Below are 21,932 nucleotides of genomic sequence, written 5' to 3' on the forward strand. Positions count from 1 at the left end.
ACAGTCCGTGATCCGCTCCGCGAGCGGCCAGCCCCTCCAGCGCATCGCCAACCCCGCCCGCACCCGCACCTGTTGAAGGACCCTCGTTTGACCACACCCGCAACGCCTACCAGTCCAGCGCGCACCAAGGGCGGCGAGCTACGGGCCAAGGTGGCCCGACTGCTGGCCGACCGGCCGGCGGACACGCTCACCATCGGGGACATGGCCAGGCAGCTGGGCCACTCCCACGGCGCCGTCCGCAACGCCGCCCTCACCCTGGTGCGACGCGGCGAGGCCGACCAAGGCGGAATGGGACAACCGGAGTTCCGCGCGAACGCGAAAACCGCCGCAGCCGCGCAGAGGGCTGTGATCAGCCCACCGGGCACCCACTCTCCCCGCGCCCAGGCGGCCACGGCCCGCACGACCATTCCCGCAGCAGCCACGCCCAGGCAGACCGGCCCGATCCGCCGCGCGGGGGGCCAGCTCTACCACCCCCGGGAGCTGGCCGATCTGCCCGACGTCGAGGCGTTGAATCGCCTGCGCGACGCCGACGTGCCGGTGCTGCTCTACGGCCCTCCGGGCACCGGCAAGACGAGTCTGGTCGAGGCGGCGTTCCCGGACCTGCTCACCGTCGCCGGTGACGGCGACACCACGGTCGGCGACTTGATCGGCGAGTACACACAGGACGACGCGGGAGCCTACGTCTTCCAGTACGGTCCGCTGGTCACCGCGATGGCCGAGGGCCGCGCCCTGCTGATCGACGATGCCACCTTGATCTCACCGAAGGTCCTGGCGGCGCTGTATCCCGCGATGGACGGGCGCAGGCAGATCCAGGTCAAGGCCCACAAGGGCGAGACCATCAAGGCCGAGACCGGCTTCTACGTGGTGGCGGGCCACAATCCCGGTGTCCACGGGGCGGTGTTGACGGAGGCGCTCTCAAGCCGGTTCAGCGTGCAGATCCAGATCGGCACGGACTATGACCTCGCCCTGGCCTTGAGGATCGATGCCCGGGTGGTCCGGGTCGCCCGACACCTCGCCCGCCAAGTCGAACTCGGCGAGCTGGGCTGGGCCCCCCAACTGCGGGAGCTGCTCAGCTACCAGAAGACCGAGGCCGTCCTCGGCACCAAAGCCGCGCTCGCGAACCTCGTCGGCATCGCTCCTGTGGAGGATCGCGACGCCGTCGCCGCCGCCGTCATCAAGGCTGTCGGCGTCAAGGAGGTCGCTCCCCTCACCCTCGGCAAGCAGCTTTCCGCCTCGGCCCTCCGGCAGCCCCCGGGCAGCACCGGCTCCGCGCACCGGGGCCGCTCGCGATGAGCGCCCACCACCACGTCCAGTCCCCCGCCACCACGCCGGACGACGACGCCGACCTCGCGCGATGGGACGACGACGGCGCCCCGCCCGCGCAACCCCGTTCCTCCCCGGCCGCGTGGCTGCGCGTGGGAGCCGAACTCGGCGACCGGCTGGTCGCGCTCTCCGGCCGCCAGGACCTCCTCGTCACCTGCCGCCCCGGCACGCGCAGCGGCGCACCGGCCGCGTTCTTCCCCACGCTGGGCGAGGTCGAGTTCGACGCCGGCCTGTTCGCCCCGCTGAAGCCCCACGAGATCCATCCGCGGATCGTGGGCGACGAGGAGCGGTATCCCGCCGCCTGGGGCGTGTTCGTCCACGAGGCCGCGCACGCGGCCCACTCCCTCTGGACGGCGCCAGCCGGAGCGAACCCCCGTGTCGTCGAGGCCGCGCTCCTGCTGGAGGAGAGCCGTGTCGAAGGCGCACACCTGATCACGCGGCCCACGGACCGCACGTACCTGCGCACCAGTGCGCGAACCCTGGTCATGCCCGACATCGCCCACCCCACCCTCCAGGGCATCGAGCAGGCCGCCAGCGTGGCGGCCCTGATCCTGGGCCGCCGTGACGTCGGCATCCTGGACGCCGGCGAGACCCGGGCCGTCGCCGATCTGTGCGAAAAGGTGCTGGGCGCAGACCTGCTGGCCGCCCTCACCCGCATCTGGACCGCAGCCCACCGGTGCACCGACCACGACGCCACGACCATGCTCGCGCACGGTCAAGAATGGTGCGACGCTCTGGACGCCGCGGCTCCCGCCCTGCCCGTGCCGGCCAACCTCACCGATCTGCTGTCCGGCGCCGTGGGGGTCGTCATGGACAGCACGGCAGCCACCGACGCCGCCGACCTCGCGGCACAGGCCGCAGCGACCAACGCCATGGCCGCGCAGTCCAAGGCGCAGGCTCAGGACCGCGCCCAGCGGGCCGGCCAGCGACGCAAAGCCGCCGCCACCGCCAAGTCGGTCTTCAACGCCAGTGGCACCACCGTCACCCCCGACGGCTCACCGGCGCCCTACGGCAACCCGGTCACCGGCACCCGCAGGCCCACCGCCGCCGAGCAGAGTGCCGCCGCGCGCCTGAGCCGCGCACTGCGTGCCGCCGCCTACCGCGAGCGGACCGAGGAGCGGACCACCAGCCCCACCCCGCCCGGCCGCCTCAACATGCGCGCAGCCCTGGCCCGCGACGCTCAGCGCGCGGCCGGGTCGGTCCCCACCGCGGAACCGTTCACCCACACCCGCCGCCGGAACACCCCCACCCCACCGCTGCGTGTGGGTATCGCCGTCGATGTCTCCGGCTCCATGCGTGCCGCCTGCGCGCCCGTCGCCTCCGCTGCCTGGATCGTGGCACGCGCAGCAGCCCTGACCGACCCCGACTCCCGTACCGCCACCATCGCCTATGACCAGCACCTGACCGCACTGACCCGACCCACCCACCGAGCACCAGAGCGCGTGACGACGTTCGCTGCCAACGGCGGCCACCACAACCTCGGCGACGCCATCGACGCACTCAACCACGGCCTCGAACTCAGCCGCCCCGGCGCCGGCCGCCTCCTCGTGATCGTCACCGACGCCCACTACGGCAGCGACGAAACCGCTCAAGCCGTCACCCGCATCAAACAGCTCACGACCGCCGGCTGCGCCGTACTCCAACTCACCCTCACCCCGAAGTCCCACCACTTGCCGGGGACCACCCTGCTGCACGTGCCCCAGCCCTCCAGCGCTCCCGCCGCCATCGCCACGGCGGCCACAGACGCCATCCGCAGGACACGCTGAGACGACGCAGAAGACAGAAAGCAGAAACAACCACGTGGCAATACGTACGACCTGGAAAATCGTCCACAGCTGTGGACACGAAGTGACGCACAACCTGTCCAACCGACCGGCCGACCGGCGCGCCGGATACGCCCGCTGGCTCGAAGGCCGCGACTGCACCGACTGCTGGAAGGCCGCCCGCGACTCCGACACGGAATCCAAGGAAGCCTGGCTCGCCGCCAAACGCGCCGAGGAGCAGCAGGCCGCCCGCCAGTGGGCCGAGCAGTTCGACATGCCACCGCTCGAAGGCCCCGAGAAGGCCCTCGCCTGGGGCGAGCGCTCCCGCCACCAGCTCGTCACCGCCGCCTACAGCGCCCTGGTGAGCGAAGGCACCTGGGACGAGGCCGACTGGGCCGTCCTGGAAGACAAGATACGCACCATCGCCCGCGCTGGCTGGTGGATCGACCAGCGTGACGCTGAGGGCTCTGACCTGCCCGAACTCCTCGACGCCGCCGCCTCGGACGACATCGGGACGGAGAACCCGTTCCGATAGGACGCGGGGCCGTATACCCGACGATCCCCGGTTACCGAAACCGGGGATCGTCCGGATCCTTGTTCCTCCCACCGCCTCCCCGCGTACCTCGTGGAAGGAACCCCGCTGTGCCCGCATCCCGCCATCCGCATGCCCCCGGTGACATCGTCACCCCCGACCGGGACATCACCCACGCCCACTTCCGGCCCGGTGACCAGGTCGTCATCCTCAAGGGCACCTCCGGCAGGCAACTGTGGGGCGACGCCTACAAAGTCGTCACCCCCTCGTGGCACACCCCGACCGACGAGGACGGCTGGCGCCTGTACGACCCAGCCGGCGGCGAGCGCACGTACATCACCGCGCACCCGCGTTACCTGGTCCACCTCTCCAGCCGCTGCCCGGACTGCCTCATCTACCAGCAGGCGCTGCGCACTTACCTCATCCCGCGCCTGGCCGACGCCGACGAGGACGTCGACTGCGGCTGGTACTCGGTCAACCGCCTCAACCAGGTGGTGCACGTCGCCGACGCCAGGGGCGGCCAGTGATCCAGGCACTCGGCTCGCAGCGCGCCGCAGCCCTGACGGGTGCGGCTTCAGCAGCCATCGAGGCGATCACCGGGAGCGAGTGGCCGACACTGCTCGCCGAGTCCCTGCGCGAGATAGACGCGACCTGGCAGGAGTCGGCCGAAGTGTGCGCCGACGTCGCCTGGCAGGCCCGCGCCGCCGACAACAGCGCGCTGATCGTGCTCACCCCCGAGCACGTCACCGACGCCAGCCCGGACCCGGTGATCTGGCGGACGTACCGGCACCTCTACCTCAGCACCCTGCGCTACGACTTCCGCTGCCGCGACATCGAGTCACTCATGAACAAGGTGCCGGTGAGCGTGCTGAACGAGGACCCGTACAGCGAAGCCCTGTACGGCTTCGCACGGTTGGGGCAGTCCCGCTCCGACGGCCTCGCCGTCCTGCACCGGGTCCTCGTGGCCGCACCCGGCCACCCCAAGACCCTGCACGTCCTGCTGCACGGCGTGTGGCTGGGCACCTTCCTCCCCGGCCGAGCACCCATGCTGCTCGCCCTGGTGGGGCTGCTCCCCGAGGGCGGGCTGAACGATCCGATCGCGTTGTTCCGCATGGCCTCGGCCCGGCGGAGTCTGGGCCAGTACCCCGAGGCCCTCACCGCCATCGACCACGCCCTGGAGCTACTGCCGCCCGGTGAACTGGCAGTCCACGCCGACCTGGTACGTGAACGCGCCCTGATCACCACGGCGCACGACCTGGCCCTCCTCATCCCCAACCGCCCGGATCCCACCCCATGATCATCCGTATTGGACCGTGCGACCTCAGCGCCGACGAGGCGCTCGCCGAAGCCCTCGGCCGCCCGGTCAGCGACCGCGAGGGCCTGACCCACCACACGGTGGTCGCCCACTGGAACAACCTCGACGTACACACCCCCCTCGACGAAGGGCAGAGCTGGACGACCGCCGAGTTCGCCGAGCACTTGGACGACCCCAACTGGCGCCACCCCGTCCCAGTCAGTCGGCACGGCGACCGCCGAGCCATCTGGCACGCGGACGTGCGCCTGCACCCGGACGACCGGGATCTGACCCGCCCCGAGTGGACTGAGATCGCCCACCGGATCGCCCGCGCCGCCGACATCCAACACCCTGGCGACGACCACGGCTGCCGCTGGATCGCCGTGCAGGCGCAGCCCGGCCGCCTCGATCTGATCGCCAACCTCATCCGGGCCGACGGCACGTGGACCGCACAGCCGCACCGGTTGTTCGCGCTCCTGGCGGCGGAGAGCCGACGCATCGAGGCAGAGCTGGGCCTCATCTCGCCCCGTACCGGACCGGATTCGCAGCAGCCCGTCCAGCAAGTCCGGTTCACGGGGCGCCGACTGGAAGCCGGCACCGCCGATGCCGCTTCCCAATTCGGTGTACTGCTGCGGCAGCTCGCCGCCGAACGCACCGGGCCGCTGTCCACGGTTCGTGGCCTCATCGAGCACGCGGCCCACCGCCTCGATGACCTGCCGGATGCGTACGGCCCCGACATCGCACACCAACTGGAGATCGTGGCCCGCCGCCTGTACGGCATCCAAGAGAGTCTCGAGTCTCTGGCGGCAGCCCTGCCAGCCCCCGCTCAAGCGCCCCTTGCCGGGCCAACACCCCGTGCATCCACTCAGTTCGTCGCACCTGGCCCGTCCGGCGCCCGGCTCTCCCGCTGACCCGACTGAAAGAACCCTTCTTGGCCCTTGCCGATCGCTTCCTGACCTTGAGGCGCGATGTGCACTCCGGGGAAGTCCTCACCCGCGGCGGGGATCCCGAAGCCCACAGCATCCTTGAGCGCAGCGGCTTCGTCCCCGTCGTCCGCCTCCACGAGACCTATCACCGCCTGCCCGTCGGCCTCGACGAAACTGAGGAGAAACGTCTCGCCACCCGCGCCGTCGCTCGTCTGCGTGCCGTGAAGTACGGCGTCGACACCGAAGACGCCTTCGACACCGACAGGCGCGAGCCGCACTACCTTCCGCTCGGCTCCTCCGTCGCGCACCTGGCCGAGCGGATCCGCGACGCCACCAGCAGCGACGAGGTCGCCGACGTCCTGACCGAACTGACGGCCTCCCACGACGGTGTGCTCATCGCCCTCGGCGAGGTGCTCGCGGCCACCTCCGCCTTCTATCAAGACCTCGGCCAACCGGCAGATCCGCACACCGCGAACCGGCTGCAATACCTAGCCGAGCACCGGCTCGGCGTCCTGTGGTCGGACCTCGCGCACATGCGCAACGACCTCGCCGACCGGCACCAGGACCATACCCAGCGCCGCGCGTGCACCGCCGAGGTCGGACCGGAGGAACGCGAAGCCTCCGCCGTCTGCGCCTGCCCGACGCCTCCGCCGCGCCTGACCACCAGCCCCGTCGCCGTGCCCGCCACACCCGCACCGGACACCCGCGGCGCTGACCCGCACCCCTTCCCTTTTCGAGGAGCCCATGCACGACCCCACCCCCGACACCAGCCTCGGCTCGTTCGCCGCCGTCCTCGCCTGCGAGCTGCCGGGCACCTGGACCAGCGCGTACCACCCAGACCGTGGCGGCCTCAACGTCCACCACGTCCTCACCGACGCGGTCTGGGACATGAACGAGGTCGCCGAAGCACTGGCCAAGCACCCAGTGGACCACTGCGCCGTGCTGCAACGGCACGACGGAACGCGCCTGTTCGTCACAGAACAGCCCGGCCACGCCGAGGGATACCTCATCGCCGCACTGGCCCCCGACGACGTACCGGCCGAGGCATTCCGTGGCGTACGCGAGCCCGACGGAATCGCGGTCGACGCCGACCCGTTCAGCGCGGCCGAGAACATCACCTTCGACCTCCTTCCCCGCTACTACGTCGCGGCCCACCAGGTCTTCAAGAACGCCGAACACCTCACGCGGGAATCTTCCGCTGACGAACGCCTAGTCATGACCTGGTCGAACGATGCACTCGTGGTCGACCAACCCGACCGCGCCGACATCACCCAGGTACTCACCGACCACGGCTTCGTTCTCGACACAGCGCGAGCCGTCCTAGTCCTGTCGGGCGACGACACCGCCCGCCAGGCTGCCTCCGTACGAGCCGCCGGAGAACGGCTGTCCGCGCTGGGCATCGACACCGTGCTGCGCCATCCGCCGGCCCGGCCCGTCCTGGACACCACCCCCGTCGCGCCGCCCGCGACCTCGTCCGTGCCGTACGCGCGACGGCGATAGCCCCGAACCGCACAGGAGTAACCGCACGTGGGATCCCGTGCCGATGACGAAGGCACCGACGTCACGATCTACCGCAAGCCCCTCACCGACACCGTGCACGCCGATACCCCGACCGGCGCGCCCGAGCAGCTGCTCGCCCTCCTCGACGACCTCGGCTTCGAGCGCCGGACCCTGCCCACCCCCGGGCCCGTCTACATCTGGCACGAAGCACCCGCCCACCTCGACGAGGACGCGAAGAAGCAGCTCGCCACCCATGCGGTGCCCTGGCTGCACCAGGCCGGATATGTGGTCCGCATCGACGATGACGTGTGGGACGCCGCTGCCTACACCGACGCCGCAGCGGCCATGCGCAACCACAGCGCCCCGGCCCCGCCACACGCCGTGGCCGCCGCGCCCGCGACGGGGCGTCCGGCGAGGGCACACCGACGGTGAGCCTCGCCGACAAATACGACGTCGACGTCACCTTCTACCACCGCGACGGAACGATCTACGTCGACACCCGCGCCGACGCCCCCGAACATCTCCTGGTCCTGCTCGACGACCTCGGCCTCGACCGGCACCAGGTCGAGGGCGACGTCTGGCATCAGATCCCGGACGAGATGGACGAGATCACCATGAAGACCCTGGCCGACCGGGCCGCGCCGCTGCTGGCCCGTGCCGGATACCGGATCGACATTGACACGGGTCTCTTCGGCGGCACCGCCTATCGCGCCGCACTCGCCGAACAGGCAGCACACCCGGCGCCACCGCCACCCGCCGGGCAAGCACGCCGTACGCGCTGACCACCCGACCCTCGCCGGCCCCGGCCCATCGGGGCCGGCCCCACCCTCCCTAGGAGCCCGCCGTCACTCACAACCCCGACCGCACACCCCCGCCCATCACCGCCGTCCGCAAACCTCGCCTGGTCACCGCCCTGTTCCGCCGCTACCTGCGCGCCGTGACCGTCTGCAGCCGGGAGCGCACCAACCCGCTGGCCGGCGGACGCCCCGAGGCGGCCCTCGACGAAGCCCGCCGCCGCGACGCCGCCCTCCTCGTGGAGAGCTACCGCATCCGTCACCACAACTAGCAGCCCCGAACGGCCTGTTCAGGAGGCCCATGCCCGACTCGAATCTCCCCTCCATACAGCTGGCCAACGCCATCACCGCCCAGATCGGCCAGCTCCGCCGTCACCTCGCCCTGGCGCCGCCAGGCGAGGCAGCCCAGATCCTCGCCAACGTCCTGGACTACGACACCGGTCTCCTCGGTGAGGTCACCGAACTCGTCTCCACCGGCTCGCGTTTCGCGAAGGTCAACTCCGAGCGCGGCATCCTGCCGCCCGAGGTCTGGCTAGCGCTGGGCCGCGCCGCCAACGAACTCAACAGCGTGGGCGTCGACCTCACTGAGCACACCGGCGCCATCAAGAAGGTCGCCGCGCCCGCCCTCAGCTCCAGCGGGCCCACCGCCGCGCCGGTCGCATCGGCGATGGTCGTCAGGCGGCACCGGTGAAGAAGAACAAGCAGTGGTCCGGCTGGGGCCCCACCGGTCAGCAGGCCCAGCAGCACTACCTCGTCGAACCGCGCCACCTCGCCGGCGGCGGCGACCTGCGCTTCGTCACCGAGTACCTGCGCGCCTCGGGCTGGAAGGACAAGTCCAAGCCCGGCGGGCCCGTCGTGTTCGACAGCCCCGACAAGTCCGTGCGCATCGGGTACGACCCATTCACCCAGCCCGGCGGCTGGACGATCAGCGGGAAGCAGACCAGGACGGAGGGGGCGTGGCACGCCACACTCGGCCGGCAAGTCCCCGTCGAGATCGTGGCCGGCATGACCGACGCACTGACCCGGCCGCGCTCCGCACACGCCCCCAACGTGTGGGCGCCGCTTGAGGCACAGGGCTGGGAAACCGAGCGCGGACAGCACTTCACCGCCCGCAGTCCGGACGGCGACGCCGTCGTCCGCTTCCACCAGTCCGCCCCCGGACAAGCGCACTGGTGGGCCGGCGCCCGCAACGAGCACGGGACGGTCTGGGAGGCGACGTTCACGCCGACCACGCCGATGCACTTGGTGCAGGCGTTCAGCACCGCGCTCGCCGACCCGCAGCCGGTGATGCGGCCCATCGGCCACGTCCCGCCCTCGCAGAGAATCCGCACGACCTCGGTGTCCGTGCTGCCCTCGCAACTCAGCGCATGGCAGCAGGCCCGGATCACCGCGGCCCGCGCCGCCACCTGGGCCAGCAACACCTTCGCCAGCAACAGGGCACGCCCTCAAGGCCCCGGGGCCCGCCCGTACGCCAAGGCCGGGCGGATGCGGTGAGCCACGAACGCTTCTTCTCCAAGGTCAACGGACCCACTCTGCATGGTTTCAACGTCATCCGCTGGCTGGACGAGGTGGCGCCGCGCCACCTGGCCGGCGGGGGCGACCCTCGGCACGTGACCGAGTATCTGCTCGCATCGGGGTGGACCAACCACTCGGTGCCCGGCTATCCGCACGTCCTGCTGGAGAGCCCCGATCGCCTGCTGCACCTCACATTGGAAGCCGAGCAAGACGAGCTCATGGCCTCCTGGCGTATCCACCCGGCCCAGGGCCACGCGTGGTCGTCCCAGTTCGGCATCCACACGCCGGTAGAGATCATCGCGGCCTTTGTCGACGGTCTGTCGAGCGCAGGGCCACGTCCCAAGGAGGCGGAGTTGTGGGGCCTCGCGGCCAGCCGAGGCTGGACCGTGCGGTTGACCGGCAGAGAGCGCATCGCTCTGTCCCCGGACGAGACCGGCTTCTTGTCTCGTGAGACCTCTCTCGCCGAAACCCCCATATCACGTTGGGTAGTTCTGGTCTCCGTGCCGCTCTCCGAGAGGCGGCATCGGTGGATCTGGAGGGCCTCCATCGACGAGGCCGCTCCACCAGCCGCACTCGCCGGGTTCATCGAGGCGCTCACAGATCCCGCCCCGCTCCTGCGTTCGGAGGGGCAGACGCCAGATCACGCCTTCGGCTTCCTCGACTCCCGGCGCAGCCCCGTCACACCGGAACAACACCGCCTGCAGCATCTGCGGCGCCTCGAAGCAGCGCAGCGCACCGGCACGGACGCGCCCTCGCCCGCCCCGCCACCCCCCCGGACCGGCTCGCCACAAGCGGCACCGCTGACCCGGCTCCGGTACGCCCTCACTCCTTCCCCTCGCCCAAGGACACTGATGCCCAACCTCTCCATCCCCAGCGCCGACGACGTCGCGCAGGCGACCGCCACCCTGGCCCAGGTCCAGAACTACCTGCACACCGATCCGTCCGCAGCCGACGTGCTGCCCGTGCTCGCCGCACTCCTCGACGAGGACACCGGCGTCCCCATCCTGCTCGGCGACATCCTTCGTAACGCCGCACGCCTCGTCGCCCAGGAGTCGAAGGCCGAGAGCGACGAGATCCATCTGATCGTTGCCGGGCTCCGGGTGGCCGCCCAGGAGGCTACCGACCTGCACGTCCTGCACTGGGACGTACAGCGCCTGACCGCTCACTTCTCCTCGGCCACCGAGGCGTCGGCCACCCGATGACCCAGCCCCAGGAGCCCCACCTGTCCTCGCCCGCTACCCCCCGCCCGGTGCCGCCCAGCGCCGACGACATCGACCACGCCCTGGACGTTCTCGACCGGCTCGCCTGGTATCTGCGCGACCCGATACTCGTCGCCGACGCCCAGCCGTTGCTGGCGAAGGTGCTGAACGAGGAGTGGGGCGTCCCCATGATCCTCGGCGCCCTTCTGCGCAACACCGCCCATCTCATCGAGATGCACGCACTGGGCCCGTGGCCCGTCGAGATCCGGCACATCATCGCCAGACTCCGCGCAGCCGCCCCCGAAGTGACTGACTGCCACGACCTTCACTGGGACATCCACCGCCTGGGCGGGCTGCCGTTCGACTCGATACTCCCCTCCGAGTTCCGCGCTTCGGCGGGCGAGCCGTGACCCGCCCGTATATACCCAGCCAGGCCCACGCCCCCTGGTCTCGCATGTGGTGCGACACCGCACCCCGCCACCTCGCCGGACCCGGCGACCCGCGCCATATCACCCAGGCTCTGCGGGCCGCCGGGTGGAAGAACTTCGACGACCCCGATTTCCCCCATGTCGTCCTGGTCAGCCCTGACTACCAGCACTCGTTCGTCCTGGAACCCACACCGAACACCTTCGGCCCCTGGTGGCGTATCGCGTCGACACCGTGGGGTGGATGGCACGCGTCCTTCGGCGGCAACACACCCGTCGAGATCATCGCCGGGTTCACTGACGCGCTCGTGCGCACGCCGCCCGAGGCCGAACCGGACATCTGGTCAACGCTGCGAAAAGCCCACTGGACCTACGAGCGCGACGAACGAGGCAACGAGCAAGCACGCCATCCGGACGGCATCACCACCCTGGAGCGGCGCGCCAACCTGACCAGCGATCACTTCGCCTGGACTGCCGAAGTCGCGCTGCCCACCGGGCTCGGCGGCCACGAACGGCTGTGGCAGGCGCACTTCGACGACCGCACCCCTCGCCACCTGCTCGCCGGTTTCGCCGCCGCCCTGGTCGATCCGGCTCCCGTTTCCCGGGGCCGCTACGACGTCCCCCGCCCCCATCTGGTCACGCAGGTGGAACGCGGCGCCCAAGGCGAGCAGCTCGCCGCCGCCCACGAAGCGCGGCTGAAGACCAGCCGGGCCGCCGCCCGCAAGGCCCGCCGCAGTGCCGCACCCACGGCCCAGCCGTCGACTGGCCCCGCCATCGAGGCGGCCACGTCCGCCTCGCGCAGCCGCTGACCGTGAGGAGCGGCTCCGGCCGCTCCGGCCGCTCCTCACCCCGCCGACCCTCACAACTGCGCACCCAAAGGCCCTTCTTGACCATCTCACTCGAACCAGCCAGCCCTGCCCACCGGCTCTATCTGAGTCAGCTCGCCCTCTATCTACGGCACAGCCGGCAGATCCTCGCCGCCTGGGACCACTACTCCGACCAACACTCCGACCCCGAGACGTTCCAGCCCCACGATGAGGATGCCTATGCTCGGCGTCAGCAGAAACGCGACGCCGACACCCTGTCCGCGTTCGGCCGGGTGTACTACCACGCCGACGAACTCGTGGACGTCGCCGAGCGGCAGCTCGCCCTGCTGTCGCCTTCCGACCGGACCCGCCGCTACGCATGGCAGGTCCGAGAACTTCGGGATGCCACGCAACGCCTCTATGCGGTTCACGACGACTGGCGTGCGGTACGCGCCGCACTGCCCGCGAGCGCGCGGCCCGGTACGAAGGCGTACGAGGAACCGCTCGCCGAGAGCTGCGCGGAAGCCTGGTCCTACCTCGACCAGTGGGCCATCCACGGCCAGGCACTCTTCGCCGTCAACGCGCTGGCGCAGAGGCACTCGCCGGCATCCGCGCGGACCCTGTCGACGGCGGCGCCCGTACACACGGCCACCGCCACACCGTCCATGGGCCGGCGGTGACGGGCGCGAGCGAGGCCGTCGAGCAGGCGTTCATCTCCCCGCGCTACCTCGCGGGCATCGGCGATCCCAGCTGGATCACCCAGCCCCTGCACCGGGTCTCCGGTTGGAGCTACGGACATGACCCGCTCATCCCTCGCGTCCTGCTCACCAGCCCGGACCAGCTCACGCAACTGCGTCTGGCCCCCGGCGATCCGGATGATCAGGACTGGTGGACCATCCGGCAGGCGCGAACCGCGGATCATCCCGCCTGGGCGGCCACCTTCCAGGCCCGCACCCCCGTCGAGATCATCGCCGCCTTCACCGACGCGCTCACCGACCCATCCGGTGCGCCCACCGCTTCGCCCGACCCCTTCACGACGTTGCAGGACGCGGGATGGGAACCGCCCCGGCACTTCGGCGGGCTCGCAGCCCCCGACGGCATCACGCGCATCGAGCGGCTCGGCAACCCCGGCAGCGACCTGTGGCACATCGAGACGGCCGCCATCCGAGACCCGACGATCTGGCGAGCCGTGTTCACTGGCACCACGCCCCTGCACCTGATCGCCGCCGTGACACGGGCGCTCGCCGACCCTGCGCCCCTCATGCGTGACCCTCGCCGCATCCCGGGCTGGGCCCGCGACCGCATGACCGTGCACACCCGCCACGTCCCCGCGACCGACGTCGCATTCGCCCTGGAGCGACGCATCAGCGCCCTCACCGAGCGACACCACCACGTGGCCAACGTTGCCCCCACGCCGCCCGGACCGGCACGAGGCCGCACGCGCTGACCAGTCCGTTGCGGCCGGCCTCCTCCTTCCCCGTACTTGGAACAGCCCTTGCCCCAGCCCAACTCCACGCCCACCGACGGCTACGACATAGCGTTCAAGGTCCTCCTCGGCGCCATCGGCGTCGCTGTGCCCCTGTCCAACCTCGCCTGGCTCGGCGGCAATCTCACCGCCTGGACCACCACCTCCAACACCGCCCCCTACCAGCCGGTTCAGGCCCTGCTGCACCCCGACCAGCTGTGGCCCAACCTGAGCGAAACGTCCCTCCTGTTCGGCACACGCATCCTGCCCGGTGCCGCACTCGTCGCGCTCGTCATCACCGCCGCAGTGCTCTACAAGCGGTACCGAGGCGGCGGCAGCGGGCGCAAGAAGCGCGTCGCCGGCATGGCCAAGCAGAAGGACATCGAGCCGCTGATGGCCAAGGCCATCACCGACAAAGCGCGTTCACTGCGCCCGAGTTTGAAAGACGCCAAGCACATCGCCGCGGCCGACACCGGCATCCTCCTCGGCAATCTCCAGGGCACCAAGCATGAGGTGCGCATGGGGTACGAGGATGTCGCCGTCGCGATCATGGCACCCCGATCCGGCAAGACCACCTCGTTGGCGATCCCCTCCATCCTCAACGCGCCCGGCCCGGTCCTGCTCACGTCCAACAAGGCGGCGGGCGACGCCTACACCGCGACCCTCGACGCGCGGGCGGCCGTCGGCCGGACCTGGTCGATGGACCCGCAGCAGATCGCCCACGCCGAACGGGCCATGTGGTGGAACCCGCTGGCCGACGCCAAGACCCTCGACGGGGCAGGCAGGCTCGCCGGTCACTTCCTTGCCGCGAGCGTAGACGCGTCCCAACAGGGGGACTTCTGGTCCAAGGCCGGCAGCAACATCCTGTCCCAGCTCTTCCTGGCCGCCGCGCTCGACGATCGGCCGATCACCGACGTGATGGCCTGGCTCGCCTTCCCCGCCGACCGCACCCCGCTCGACATCCTGCGCGACCACAAGTTCACCGCGGTTGCCGCCCAGCTCAAGGGCACCGTCGAGGGCCCGCCCGAAACCCGCGACGGCATCTACGAGACGGCCCGCCAGTACGCCGCCGCCCTGCTCAACAGCGAGATCGCTGCCTGGGTGACCCCGCAGAAGGACGTGCCGGAGTTCACGCCGAGGCCGTTCGTCACCTCGAAGGACACGCTCTATCTGCTGTCAAAGGACGGCGGAGGAGGAGCCTCGGCCCTCATCGCTGCGTGTGCTGACTCCGTGATGCGGGCCGCGACCGCCCAGGCCGAGCGCGCCGGCGGGCGCCTCGACCCACCGATGCTCGCGGTCCTCGACGAGGCCGCGAACGTCTGCAAAATCAGCGACCTTCCCGACCTGTACTCCCACTTGGGCTCGCGCGGCATCATCCCGATCACCATCCTGCAGTCCTACCGGCAGGGCCAGAAAGTGTGGGGAGACGCGGGCATGGACGCCATGTGGTCCGCCTCCACCATCAAGGTCATCGGCTCGGGTATCGACGACCCGGACTTCGCCGACAAGCTGTCCCGGCTGATCGGCGACCACGACGTCGAGACGACCTCCACCTCGACCTCGGAATCCGGCAAGTCCACCTCCGTGTCCATGCGACAGGAACGCATCCTGGCCGCCGACGCCATCCGCGCGCTGCCCAAGGGCACCGCGCTCGCGTTCGCCACCGGCATGCGCGCGGCCATGCTCGACCTGCGCCCCTGGTATCTCGAGCCCGGCGCCGCCGAACTGTCCGCCGCCTCCGCCCGCGCCTCCAAGGGCATCACCGCCCGCGCCATCGCCAAGGCCACCCCGAAGCAGAGCGACTTCGGCCCTGCCGCCTAAGCACCCCCAAGGTCCGCGGCCTTACCCCACCTGACGGGAGCAAGTCCCATCCACCCCTGCCCGACCGTGCGGCGTCGCTCATGACCGAGCCGCCCACCGAATCCCTGCTCTTCGACGTGCCGCCACCGCCCACGCCCGTCGAACGGCTCCTCCACCTGGCCGACCAGTACACCCAGCACAACGACGCGCTCGACCTCCTCCTCGTCGCCACCGACCCTCCCGCACCGGATGCCCACGCCTCCTCCGCGCAGCGTCTGGCCACCGACACCCAGTCCGCCATCAAGGCGATCCACGGCGAACGGCTCTATGAGAGCGTCGAGTTGACCGAAACGGTCATGCGACTGAGACAGCTCGCCTTCCTTGCCGACGCCTCAGTGGACCTCAATGTCGCAACCGCTCGCGAGCTGACCGCGCTGGCGCCGGAAGCCGCTGTGGGCTGCGCCGTGACGCTGGCCGGCGAGACCCGGCGGCGGCGCTGGGCCACCGCACCGGCCCCCGACGACCGGCTGAACGCCATGCACCGCACGGCCCTGGCCGAGATCGCTTGCGGACACGTCGTGGCCAGCAGCTCTCTGGGCCGCGAATTCACCCGCTCCCGCGAGCCCAAGGTGCTGATGAGCACCCTGCGCACCCTGGAGACGAAGGGCCTGGCCGAGAGAACCGCCCGGTCGGCGCCCGCCGCCTACGTCGGCGGCCCGTCCCTGGACCGCGTACGCCTCACCTCGGCCGGCATCACCGCCCTCGCCTCGGTCATCGACGCGCCTCCGGCCGGGCCGCGCACCGCGCCCGGAGCCACGCCCCGCCCCCTGCCCTCCGCCGGGCAGGCAGCCGCCACCAGAAACCGTTGAAACAGCACAGGAGCCATCCCATGCCCACGCCCCCACTCGACCTGAACGAACAAGTCCGACAACTAAGGCAGTTGGCATACGACTTCGAAGCCCTCAAGGCGCGCGTGCGCGACATCTCCTACACGCCCGGCACGGACGCGCTGCGCCACATCAGCCCCCTGCTCCTCCAGGCGCAGGACCTCACGGCAACCGCCCTGGTGCGCCTGACCGCACTCGACAACAGCACGTACACGAACATCGGCGGCAGCCGGGCCGGCCTGGAATTGCTGGCCTCGGTCGTGTCCTCGTCATCGCTCGCCGGCACCGATCTGGCCCACGTCGTGCTCGCCAACCCGTACGAGGGCGCGCAGTTCGCCGGCTACCCGGCCGACGACGAGGCAGTGCGCACGGTCCGTCACGCCGAGGCCATCCCGAAGATGAACGGCCACCTCGACGATGCCGTCCACCAGCTCGACCTGTGCGCGATTGGCTGCCACTACCTCGCCCACGGCATCACCGAGGACCTGACCACCGCGCGCGAGCGGGTGCCGGCGGCCGTACAGCAGACGACGGGCCCCGCGCTGACTCCGGCCCAGTACGACGCCCTCACCGCCCTGAACGGCGGGGGCCGTCTGTATGAGAGCACCACCCGCGGGCTGGGTGTGACCCGGGTCGCCACCGACGACGGCACGCGTGTCTCCATCGCCACCTTCCGGGCCCTGGCCAAACGCAGACTCATCACCGCCGACACCAGCACCTCGCTGTACCACGGCCAGAAGATCACCGTCACCGAGGACGGGCACCGAGCCCTGACGCAGCCGCGTCACCGAGCCGCGCTGCCGACCGCAGCGGCCACTGCGCTCAAGGCCGCCGTCGCACAGGGAGCACGCCGGTGACGTCTTACGGCGCCCCTGAACGCCTGCTGGCCCTCGGCACCGCATACACCCGCCACCACGACGCACTCTCCGGCCTGCTGCACGGCGGCAACCGGGCCCTCGCGGTCGAGGAGATGGAGTACGGCGTGGTCGACAGCAGTTCTCCCTGGGCCTGCCGGGGTGAAGTCGAGCCGGTGCGGGACGACTTCGGGTTGACTTCTTGAGGCGGATCATCCTCGACCTGTTCGCCGGGCCCGGCGGCTGGAGCCACGCGCTCACCGTCCTCGGCGCGCGGGACATCGGACTTGAGTGGGACGAGTGGGCCTGCAAAACCCGTGCCCGAGCCGGGCAGTTGACGATCCGGACCGATGTCGCCCGCTATCCGGCGTGGATCTTCTCCGGCCGGATCCTCGGGCTGATCGCCTCCCCTCCCTGTCAGGCATGGAGCATGGCGGGCAAGCGCCTTGGTCTGGTCGACCAGCCGCTCGTCCACCAGGCCGTCGCCGACCTCGCCGCCGGACGCGACACCCGCGAGCAGCTCCTCGGCTCGTGTGCGGACGAAAGGTCTCTCCTCGCGGCCGAACCCATGCGCTATCTGCACGCCCTGAACCTGGTGAGCGAGCCCGAGTGGGTGGTCATGGAGGAAGTCCCCGACGTCCTGCCGCTGTGGCGGCAGTACGCGGCCATCCTGCGGGCCTGGGGATTCTCCGTCTGGACTGGCATCCTCAATGCCGCCGACTACGGCGTCCCGCAGACCCGGAAGCGAGCGATCTTGCTCGCTTCCCGCGTTCGCACCGCCCAGCCCCCGCCGCCCACCCACGCGAAGGCCGCCGAGCCGGAGTCGCTGTTCGGACCCGGCCGTGACCGGTGGGTGTCCATGGCCGAGGCCCTGGGCTGGGGCGCCACTGACCGGCCCGTGCCCACCGTGTGTGCCGGCGGCGGACCGGGAGGCGGACCCGAGCCCTTTCCCTCCGGCTCGCGTAAGACCCTGACCGACGCCCGCGCCCGCGGCGCCTGGACACCGCATCCCGACTCCGAGATCGTCCTGGCCTCCCGCCGGGAGGGCTCCGGCTGGGCTGCACGGCACGGTGCCCGCGAGAACCGCCCAGCAGATGCTCCGGCCCCCACGTTCACCTCCGAGGCGCACCGCTGGTCATGGTCACTGCGCAGCAACAACCAGTCCAACGCGACCGTGCGCCGTGCCGACGAGCCTGCGGGCACGCTGTTCTTCGGCCATCGGGCCAACGAGTGCACCTGGGTCGCCGACACCGCCACCAGCATGCCGGACGGCGAGCACCGACCAGTGCCAGCCCCGATCAAGATCACCGCACAGGAAGCGGGCGTGCTCCAGAGCTTCCCCGCCGACTATCCGTGGCAGGGCAACAAAGGCCAAACGTTCTCGCAGATCGGCAACGCTGTCCCCCCGCGCCTGGCAGCGCACTTGCTCGCCCCGAACCTCAACAAGCCCTTTAACCCCGACGACTTCACTCTCGCCGCCTGATGACCCACGCCCCCGAACCCGACGAGGACAACGACCTCGACCTCGCGCCAGCGCCGAGGCCGGTCCACTATGCCGAGCAGGCCCTGCTTGGCGCCCTCCTCCTCGAACCTGCACGTCTGGCTGACACCGAGCCGCTGATCGCCCAACACTTCGACAGCCACACCCATGCCGCGCTGTTCACCGCGATCCGCGTGCTGCCGCCACCCGACCCCGCCGACCACGCAAAGGACACCGCCTGGCTCAACGCCGTACTGGACCACGCTCGTCCGCACGCTCCCGGCCTGAGCGCCTCCTGCCTCCACAGCCTCATCCAGTTCTGCCCGCAGCCGAAGCACTCTGCGGCCTACGCCAGGATGATCCGCGCAGACAACGCCCGTCGGGTCCTGCGCGGGCACGCCGAGCGCCTCGCGTCCACCGCCACCGACCCGGGCCTGCCCAACCCGGCCGCCTCGACGCTCGGCCTGGCCGACGATATCGGCCGCGTCCTGGACGGCCTCAGCGAACAGTTCGCCCCACACCCCGGCTCCCTCCCCCGCACGGCACTCCCCGCGGATGTCCCACGGCAGGCCGACGAGGAGGGCCTCGACGAAGAACGCCTCCTCCTGGCGACCGCCACCGCCTATCCGGCAGAGGTCCAGCAGATGCGGTGGCTGACCGAGGCGGAGTTCCTCCTGCCGCTGCACGCCGCGCTCTGGCAGTCCATCACGGCGCTGGTCCACCGCAGTGACATGGTCGACCCGGTCACCGTCCTCGGCGAGGCCCAACACCGCGGACTGCTCACCGCCTCCCTCACCCCCAAAGACCTGATGGCCCTGGTCTCCACGCCCGCTGGTTCCCCCGAGTACTGGGGCGAGAAAATCGTCAAACGCGCTCTCCTCGCCCGCGCCCAGACAGTCGCCGCGCGGATCATCGCCTACACCGACGACCCCGCCAACACTCCCCATCAGCTCATCACCGGCAGCCGTCGCGCCCTCGCCGACCTCAACGCCCTGCGCGCCCGCTGGAATCGAGCCACCGCACCCACGCCCCCGCCCGCCGAAAGGCCGCCAGCACGCACGACGTCCTTGCCCCGCAGGACGGGCCCGCCACCCCGAGCCGCACCACTCAGCCCGCGCGCCCACCGATGACCCGGCTATCGGGCCCGGCGATGCGGATACCCTTATGCCTGACGGAAGAGAGTCGGGCAGTTCACCGGCGTCTACTTGCGGATGGGAGGATCTGTCCTGGCAGAGGCGACCGAATCTATTTATTCGTCTTGAACCTCGGCAGGCAAGACCCCCGGCTCTGGTGGCGCGAAGATACTTGCAATCATGGGCCGCAGCAGTAGCACCTGCACTTCAACACCGCTGAGTGCGTCATAGATGACATGCGTGACGTGAGGAAACACACGACCGGGATTATTGCCCACCGTACTGTTCTCAAGCGAAAGGATTTGATACTGGTCGGGAAGGGCAGACTCCCCCAATTCATATGCGATGATCAGATCAAGGCGACGCGGATCCTTCTCCTCGCGATTGAAGTCCCTAGCGATACTCCCCGCGCGCAACTTGAATTCGACCACACGAAGGGCTCCCTCATGTGGTGCGTCTGTAAGGACTGACTCCGAATCCGAGGAGCGTCGAATAACAGCCCGAGCATCGTACGTGTCTTTCGACGACAAGCCGTACCAGCGATAGTCCTGGAAGTGCCCGCGCCCCGCCAGTTCAAACGTAAGGGCGATTACATCGTTCTCGTCACGCGGGATCTTTTTCTGCGTTAGACCGCTCACGAGGTCAGGGCGGGTCAAGAAAGCATCTTCGGTTGGCTCACTTACCGAGCGCAGCTTTCCGACAAAGTTAGCGGCCGCATATTGAATTGTGGTGGCGTACGCGTCATTGAGAAATCTTCGCAGCAGCCCCACGAGGTGCATGTCCGTGAACTGTGTTTTTCCGTAGTTGAGCTCAGCCTCCACATCAACATTGATGTCGAAGCATCGAACGTACTGCTGGTTCTGGCCGCGGTTGAACTCAACGTCATGTTTGGTGACAACACCATTGGCGCTGAAGGTATGGGCGGCACCGCCGGGCAGGTAGCTTTCAAACTCCTTGATCCGGCCGATGGTCAGATTGATGCCCTTGACCCGATGCCAGAGCCGCGCCCTGTACACCTGCACATCCCCAGAAATTTCACCACGCGCATTGGTGAGCAGGAGCTCATACTCATCCGGCGATGAGTATGTTGTTCGATTGAACCCCAGGTCGGTGCGAACAAGCCCGCGGCCTCCATTAGCAAGCTCTCTATCAGTAAGGACCGGGCGACGCCGATTCCGCGGGCCCCAACTCACAGCTTCGTCCACGTTGAAGTAATGAGGGGTCAGCTGGAAGGTGCATTCCTTCTGCCCGTCTGCAAGCTGAGCAAGTTCACCGACATTTTCTTCCGAGTCGAACCCCTTCATCGTGATGGAAACCGTCGTATCGGCGAGTTCCTCAGGGACGACCGTAAGACCAAGGTAGGTGTACCGGAGCAGATGCACGGCGATCAGCGCTGCGAACCTGTTAGGGAACGTTCCCTGATCGCAGGCATTACGAAGCGTTTCACCGAATGCGTGTTCTAGACTTTCTCGCTTAAGGCAGTCAGCGCGCACATCCCTCAAGTATTGAACCTGTACACTCTTTCCGTTCTCTAGCTTCGGAAATCGGTAGAAAAGTTCAGTGCCACCCGAGATCGGATCCGGGTCCGCTTTGAAGAGGCGTGACTCGTCAAGGTCCAAATCGATAGCCGCGGATTCAGCCGAGAATAGAAAGGCATCCTGGACGGCGAATTTCAGCGAACCGGAATCATTCTTCGCGCGAAGTTGAAAGTGCTCGGTACTGAACAGCAGCACCTTGAGCCCGACGCCGACGAGACCAGCAAGGCCGCGTCCCACTTTCCTGCCGCCCCCGAGGAACAGCAGACGCGGATCGTTAGGGAAGCCGGGCCCGTCGTCTCGAATCCGTACCTCTTGAGATGCGAAGTCAAGGTCAATCGAGATTTCGTGGTGACCGCCGCCTGCCTCCCTCACAGCGTCCAAGGCATTCTGCAGAGCCTCGCCGACAAATTTGTGCGTCGGAAGGTATGCATTTATGGTCTGTTGGAGTTGGTGAACGTAGTTCTCGCGAAGGTCAAGGCTGGCAGGCGTCAGCAGATCCATGACGCCATAGCGTACTGGCACAGGCGTCGCCTTCCGCGCACTGCCGCTCCCTGAAGGCGACGCCTGTGCATTACAACACAACGTTTGCCCCGATATGGGCAATTCTGCGCATGAGTCCCAGCGTCAGCTACTGGGCTGGGCAGTGCGATTACGCGGCTACGGCCCGACCAACACGAGGTGTTGGTCGGGCCGTAGCC

General features: G+C 69.4%; 25 protein-coding genes. 23 read left to right on the forward strand and 2 right to left on the reverse strand.

Annotated features, from left to right (window positions below; genetic code table 11):
• Positions 1-150: 150 nt before the first annotated feature.
• The 6 genes from ACIHIX_RS18870 (at position 151) to ACIHIX_RS18895 (ending at position 5,823) form a co-directional block, all read left to right on the forward strand.
• On the forward strand, positions 151-1,293 hold the full coding sequence (locus tag ACIHIX_RS18870; protein ID WP_399957337.1) for an AAA family ATPase: 1,143 nt from the start codon (positions 151-153) through the stop codon (positions 1,291-1,293).
• Complete coding sequence (locus tag ACIHIX_RS18875) at positions 1,290-3,089, forward strand: hypothetical protein (protein WP_399957025.1); 1,800 nt, start codon at positions 1,290-1,292, stop codon at positions 3,087-3,089. The genes ACIHIX_RS18870 and ACIHIX_RS18875 overlap by 4 nt, the downstream gene beginning before the upstream one ends.
• 82 nt (positions 3,090-3,171) lie before the next feature.
• Positions 3,172-3,621, forward strand: coding sequence for a hypothetical protein (locus ACIHIX_RS18880; protein ID WP_399957027.1), 450 nt, complete (start codon positions 3,172-3,174; stop codon positions 3,619-3,621).
• Positions 3,622-3,728: 107 nt separating this feature from the next.
• The gene (locus ACIHIX_RS18885; RefSeq protein WP_399957029.1) at positions 3,729-4,145 is read left to right on the forward strand and encodes a hypothetical protein; all 417 of its coding nucleotides are present in this window, start codon (positions 3,729-3,731) and stop codon (positions 4,143-4,145) included.
• A complete protein-coding gene (locus tag ACIHIX_RS18890; protein ID WP_399957032.1) occupies positions 4,142-4,915 on the forward strand; it encodes a hypothetical protein in 774 nt (257 codons plus the stop codon). Before ACIHIX_RS18885 ends, ACIHIX_RS18890 begins: the two co-directional genes overlap by 4 nt.
• A complete protein-coding gene (locus ACIHIX_RS18895) occupies positions 4,912-5,823 on the forward strand; it encodes a hypothetical protein (protein WP_399957035.1) in 912 nt (303 codons plus the stop codon). Before ACIHIX_RS18890 ends, ACIHIX_RS18895 begins: the two co-directional genes overlap by 4 nt.
• On the opposite strand, the gene ACIHIX_RS18900 is transcribed toward ACIHIX_RS18895, so the two are convergent.
• Positions 5,778-6,290, reverse strand: a complete 513-nt coding sequence (locus ACIHIX_RS18900; protein ID WP_399957038.1) for a hypothetical protein — start codon at positions 6,288-6,290, stop codon at positions 5,778-5,780. The genes ACIHIX_RS18895 and ACIHIX_RS18900 overlap by 46 nt on opposite strands.
• A gap of 292 nt (positions 6,291-6,582) precedes the next feature.
• On the opposite strand from ACIHIX_RS18900, the gene ACIHIX_RS18905 reads away from it, so the two are divergent.
• From ACIHIX_RS18905 to ACIHIX_RS18985, 17 genes are all read left to right on the forward strand, one after another.
• Entirely contained in the window at positions 6,583-7,338 is a 756-nt protein-coding gene (locus ACIHIX_RS18905) for a hypothetical protein (RefSeq protein WP_399957040.1), read from the forward strand.
• Between the two features lie 27 nt (positions 7,339-7,365).
• A complete protein-coding gene (locus ACIHIX_RS18910; RefSeq protein WP_399957043.1) occupies positions 7,366-7,770 on the forward strand; it encodes a hypothetical protein in 405 nt (134 codons plus the stop codon).
• Entirely contained in the window at positions 7,767-8,120 is a 354-nt protein-coding gene (locus ACIHIX_RS18915; protein WP_399957046.1) for a hypothetical protein, read from the forward strand. The genes ACIHIX_RS18910 and ACIHIX_RS18915 overlap by 4 nt, the downstream gene beginning before the upstream one ends.
• A gap of 155 nt (positions 8,121-8,275) precedes the next feature.
• Positions 8,276-8,404 carry a hypothetical protein gene (locus ACIHIX_RS18920; protein WP_399957049.1) on the forward strand — a complete coding sequence of 43 codons (129 nt, stop codon included), beginning with the start codon at positions 8,276-8,278 and terminating at the stop codon, positions 8,402-8,404.
• Between the two features lie 29 nt (positions 8,405-8,433).
• A complete protein-coding gene (locus tag ACIHIX_RS18925) occupies positions 8,434-8,823 on the forward strand; it encodes a hypothetical protein (RefSeq protein ID WP_399957052.1) in 390 nt (129 codons plus the stop codon).
• A complete protein-coding gene (locus ACIHIX_RS18930; protein WP_399957055.1) occupies positions 8,820-9,626 on the forward strand; it encodes a DUF317 domain-containing protein in 807 nt (268 codons plus the stop codon). The genes ACIHIX_RS18925 and ACIHIX_RS18930 overlap by 4 nt, the downstream gene beginning before the upstream one ends.
• Entirely contained in the window at positions 9,623-10,849 is a 1,227-nt protein-coding gene (locus ACIHIX_RS18935) for a DUF317 domain-containing protein (RefSeq protein ID WP_399957057.1), read from the forward strand. The genes ACIHIX_RS18930 and ACIHIX_RS18935 overlap by 4 nt, the downstream gene beginning before the upstream one ends.
• A complete protein-coding gene (locus ACIHIX_RS18940) occupies positions 10,846-11,256 on the forward strand; it encodes a hypothetical protein (RefSeq protein ID WP_399957060.1) in 411 nt (136 codons plus the stop codon). The genes ACIHIX_RS18935 and ACIHIX_RS18940 overlap by 4 nt, the downstream gene beginning before the upstream one ends.
• A gap of 44 nt (positions 11,257-11,300) precedes the next feature.
• On the forward strand, positions 11,301-12,080 hold the full coding sequence (locus tag ACIHIX_RS18945) for a DUF317 domain-containing protein (RefSeq protein ID WP_399957063.1): 780 nt from the start codon (positions 11,301-11,303) through the stop codon (positions 12,078-12,080).
• Positions 12,081-12,157: 77 nt separating this feature from the next.
• Positions 12,158-12,757, forward strand: a complete 600-nt coding sequence (locus ACIHIX_RS18950) for a hypothetical protein (RefSeq protein ID WP_399957065.1) — start codon at positions 12,158-12,160, stop codon at positions 12,755-12,757.
• The gene (locus ACIHIX_RS18955) at positions 12,754-13,524 is read left to right on the forward strand and encodes a DUF317 domain-containing protein (protein WP_399957068.1); all 771 of its coding nucleotides are present in this window, start codon (positions 12,754-12,756) and stop codon (positions 13,522-13,524) included. The genes ACIHIX_RS18950 and ACIHIX_RS18955 overlap by 4 nt, the downstream gene beginning before the upstream one ends.
• Before the next feature lie 48 nt (positions 13,525-13,572).
• Positions 13,573-15,363, forward strand: a complete 1,791-nt coding sequence (locus ACIHIX_RS18960) for a type IV secretory system conjugative DNA transfer family protein (protein WP_399957071.1) — start codon at positions 13,573-13,575, stop codon at positions 15,361-15,363.
• Positions 15,364-15,443: 80 nt separating this feature from the next.
• Positions 15,444-16,211 carry a hypothetical protein gene (locus tag ACIHIX_RS18965; RefSeq protein ID WP_399957073.1) on the forward strand — a complete coding sequence of 256 codons (768 nt, stop codon included), beginning with the start codon at positions 15,444-15,446 and terminating at the stop codon, positions 16,209-16,211.
• Positions 16,212-16,231: 20 nt separating this feature from the next.
• Positions 16,232-17,086: a hypothetical protein gene (locus ACIHIX_RS18970; protein ID WP_399957076.1), complete on the forward strand. Its 855-nt coding sequence runs from the start codon at positions 16,232-16,234 to the stop codon at positions 17,084-17,086.
• Positions 17,083-17,289: a hypothetical protein gene (locus tag ACIHIX_RS18975; protein ID WP_399957079.1), complete on the forward strand. Its 207-nt coding sequence runs from the start codon at positions 17,083-17,085 to the stop codon at positions 17,287-17,289. The genes ACIHIX_RS18970 and ACIHIX_RS18975 overlap by 4 nt, the downstream gene beginning before the upstream one ends.
• A gap of 5 nt (positions 17,290-17,294) precedes the next feature.
• Positions 17,295-18,566 (forward strand): DNA cytosine methyltransferase, encoded by a 1,272-nt coding sequence (locus tag ACIHIX_RS18980; protein ID WP_399957340.1) that lies wholly within the window; start codon positions 17,295-17,297, stop codon positions 18,564-18,566.
• Complete coding sequence (locus ACIHIX_RS18985) at positions 18,566-19,693, forward strand: DnaB-like helicase N-terminal domain-containing protein (RefSeq protein ID WP_399957082.1); 1,128 nt, start codon at positions 18,566-18,568, stop codon at positions 19,691-19,693. The genes ACIHIX_RS18980 and ACIHIX_RS18985 overlap by 1 nt, the downstream gene beginning before the upstream one ends.
• 119 nt (positions 19,694-19,812) lie before the next feature.
• Here ACIHIX_RS18985 and ACIHIX_RS18990 read toward each other — a convergent pair whose 3' ends face one another.
• Positions 19,813-21,735 (reverse strand): ATP-binding protein, encoded by a 1,923-nt coding sequence (locus ACIHIX_RS18990; RefSeq protein ID WP_399957085.1) that lies wholly within the window; start codon positions 21,733-21,735, stop codon positions 19,813-19,815.
• Positions 21,736-21,932 lie beyond the last annotated feature (197 nt).

The sequence above is a fragment of the Streptomyces sp. NPDC051913 genome, from assembly GCF_044593635.1.
In the GTDB taxonomy this organism is placed as follows: domain Bacteria; phylum Actinomycetota; class Actinomycetes; order Streptomycetales; family Streptomycetaceae; genus Streptomyces.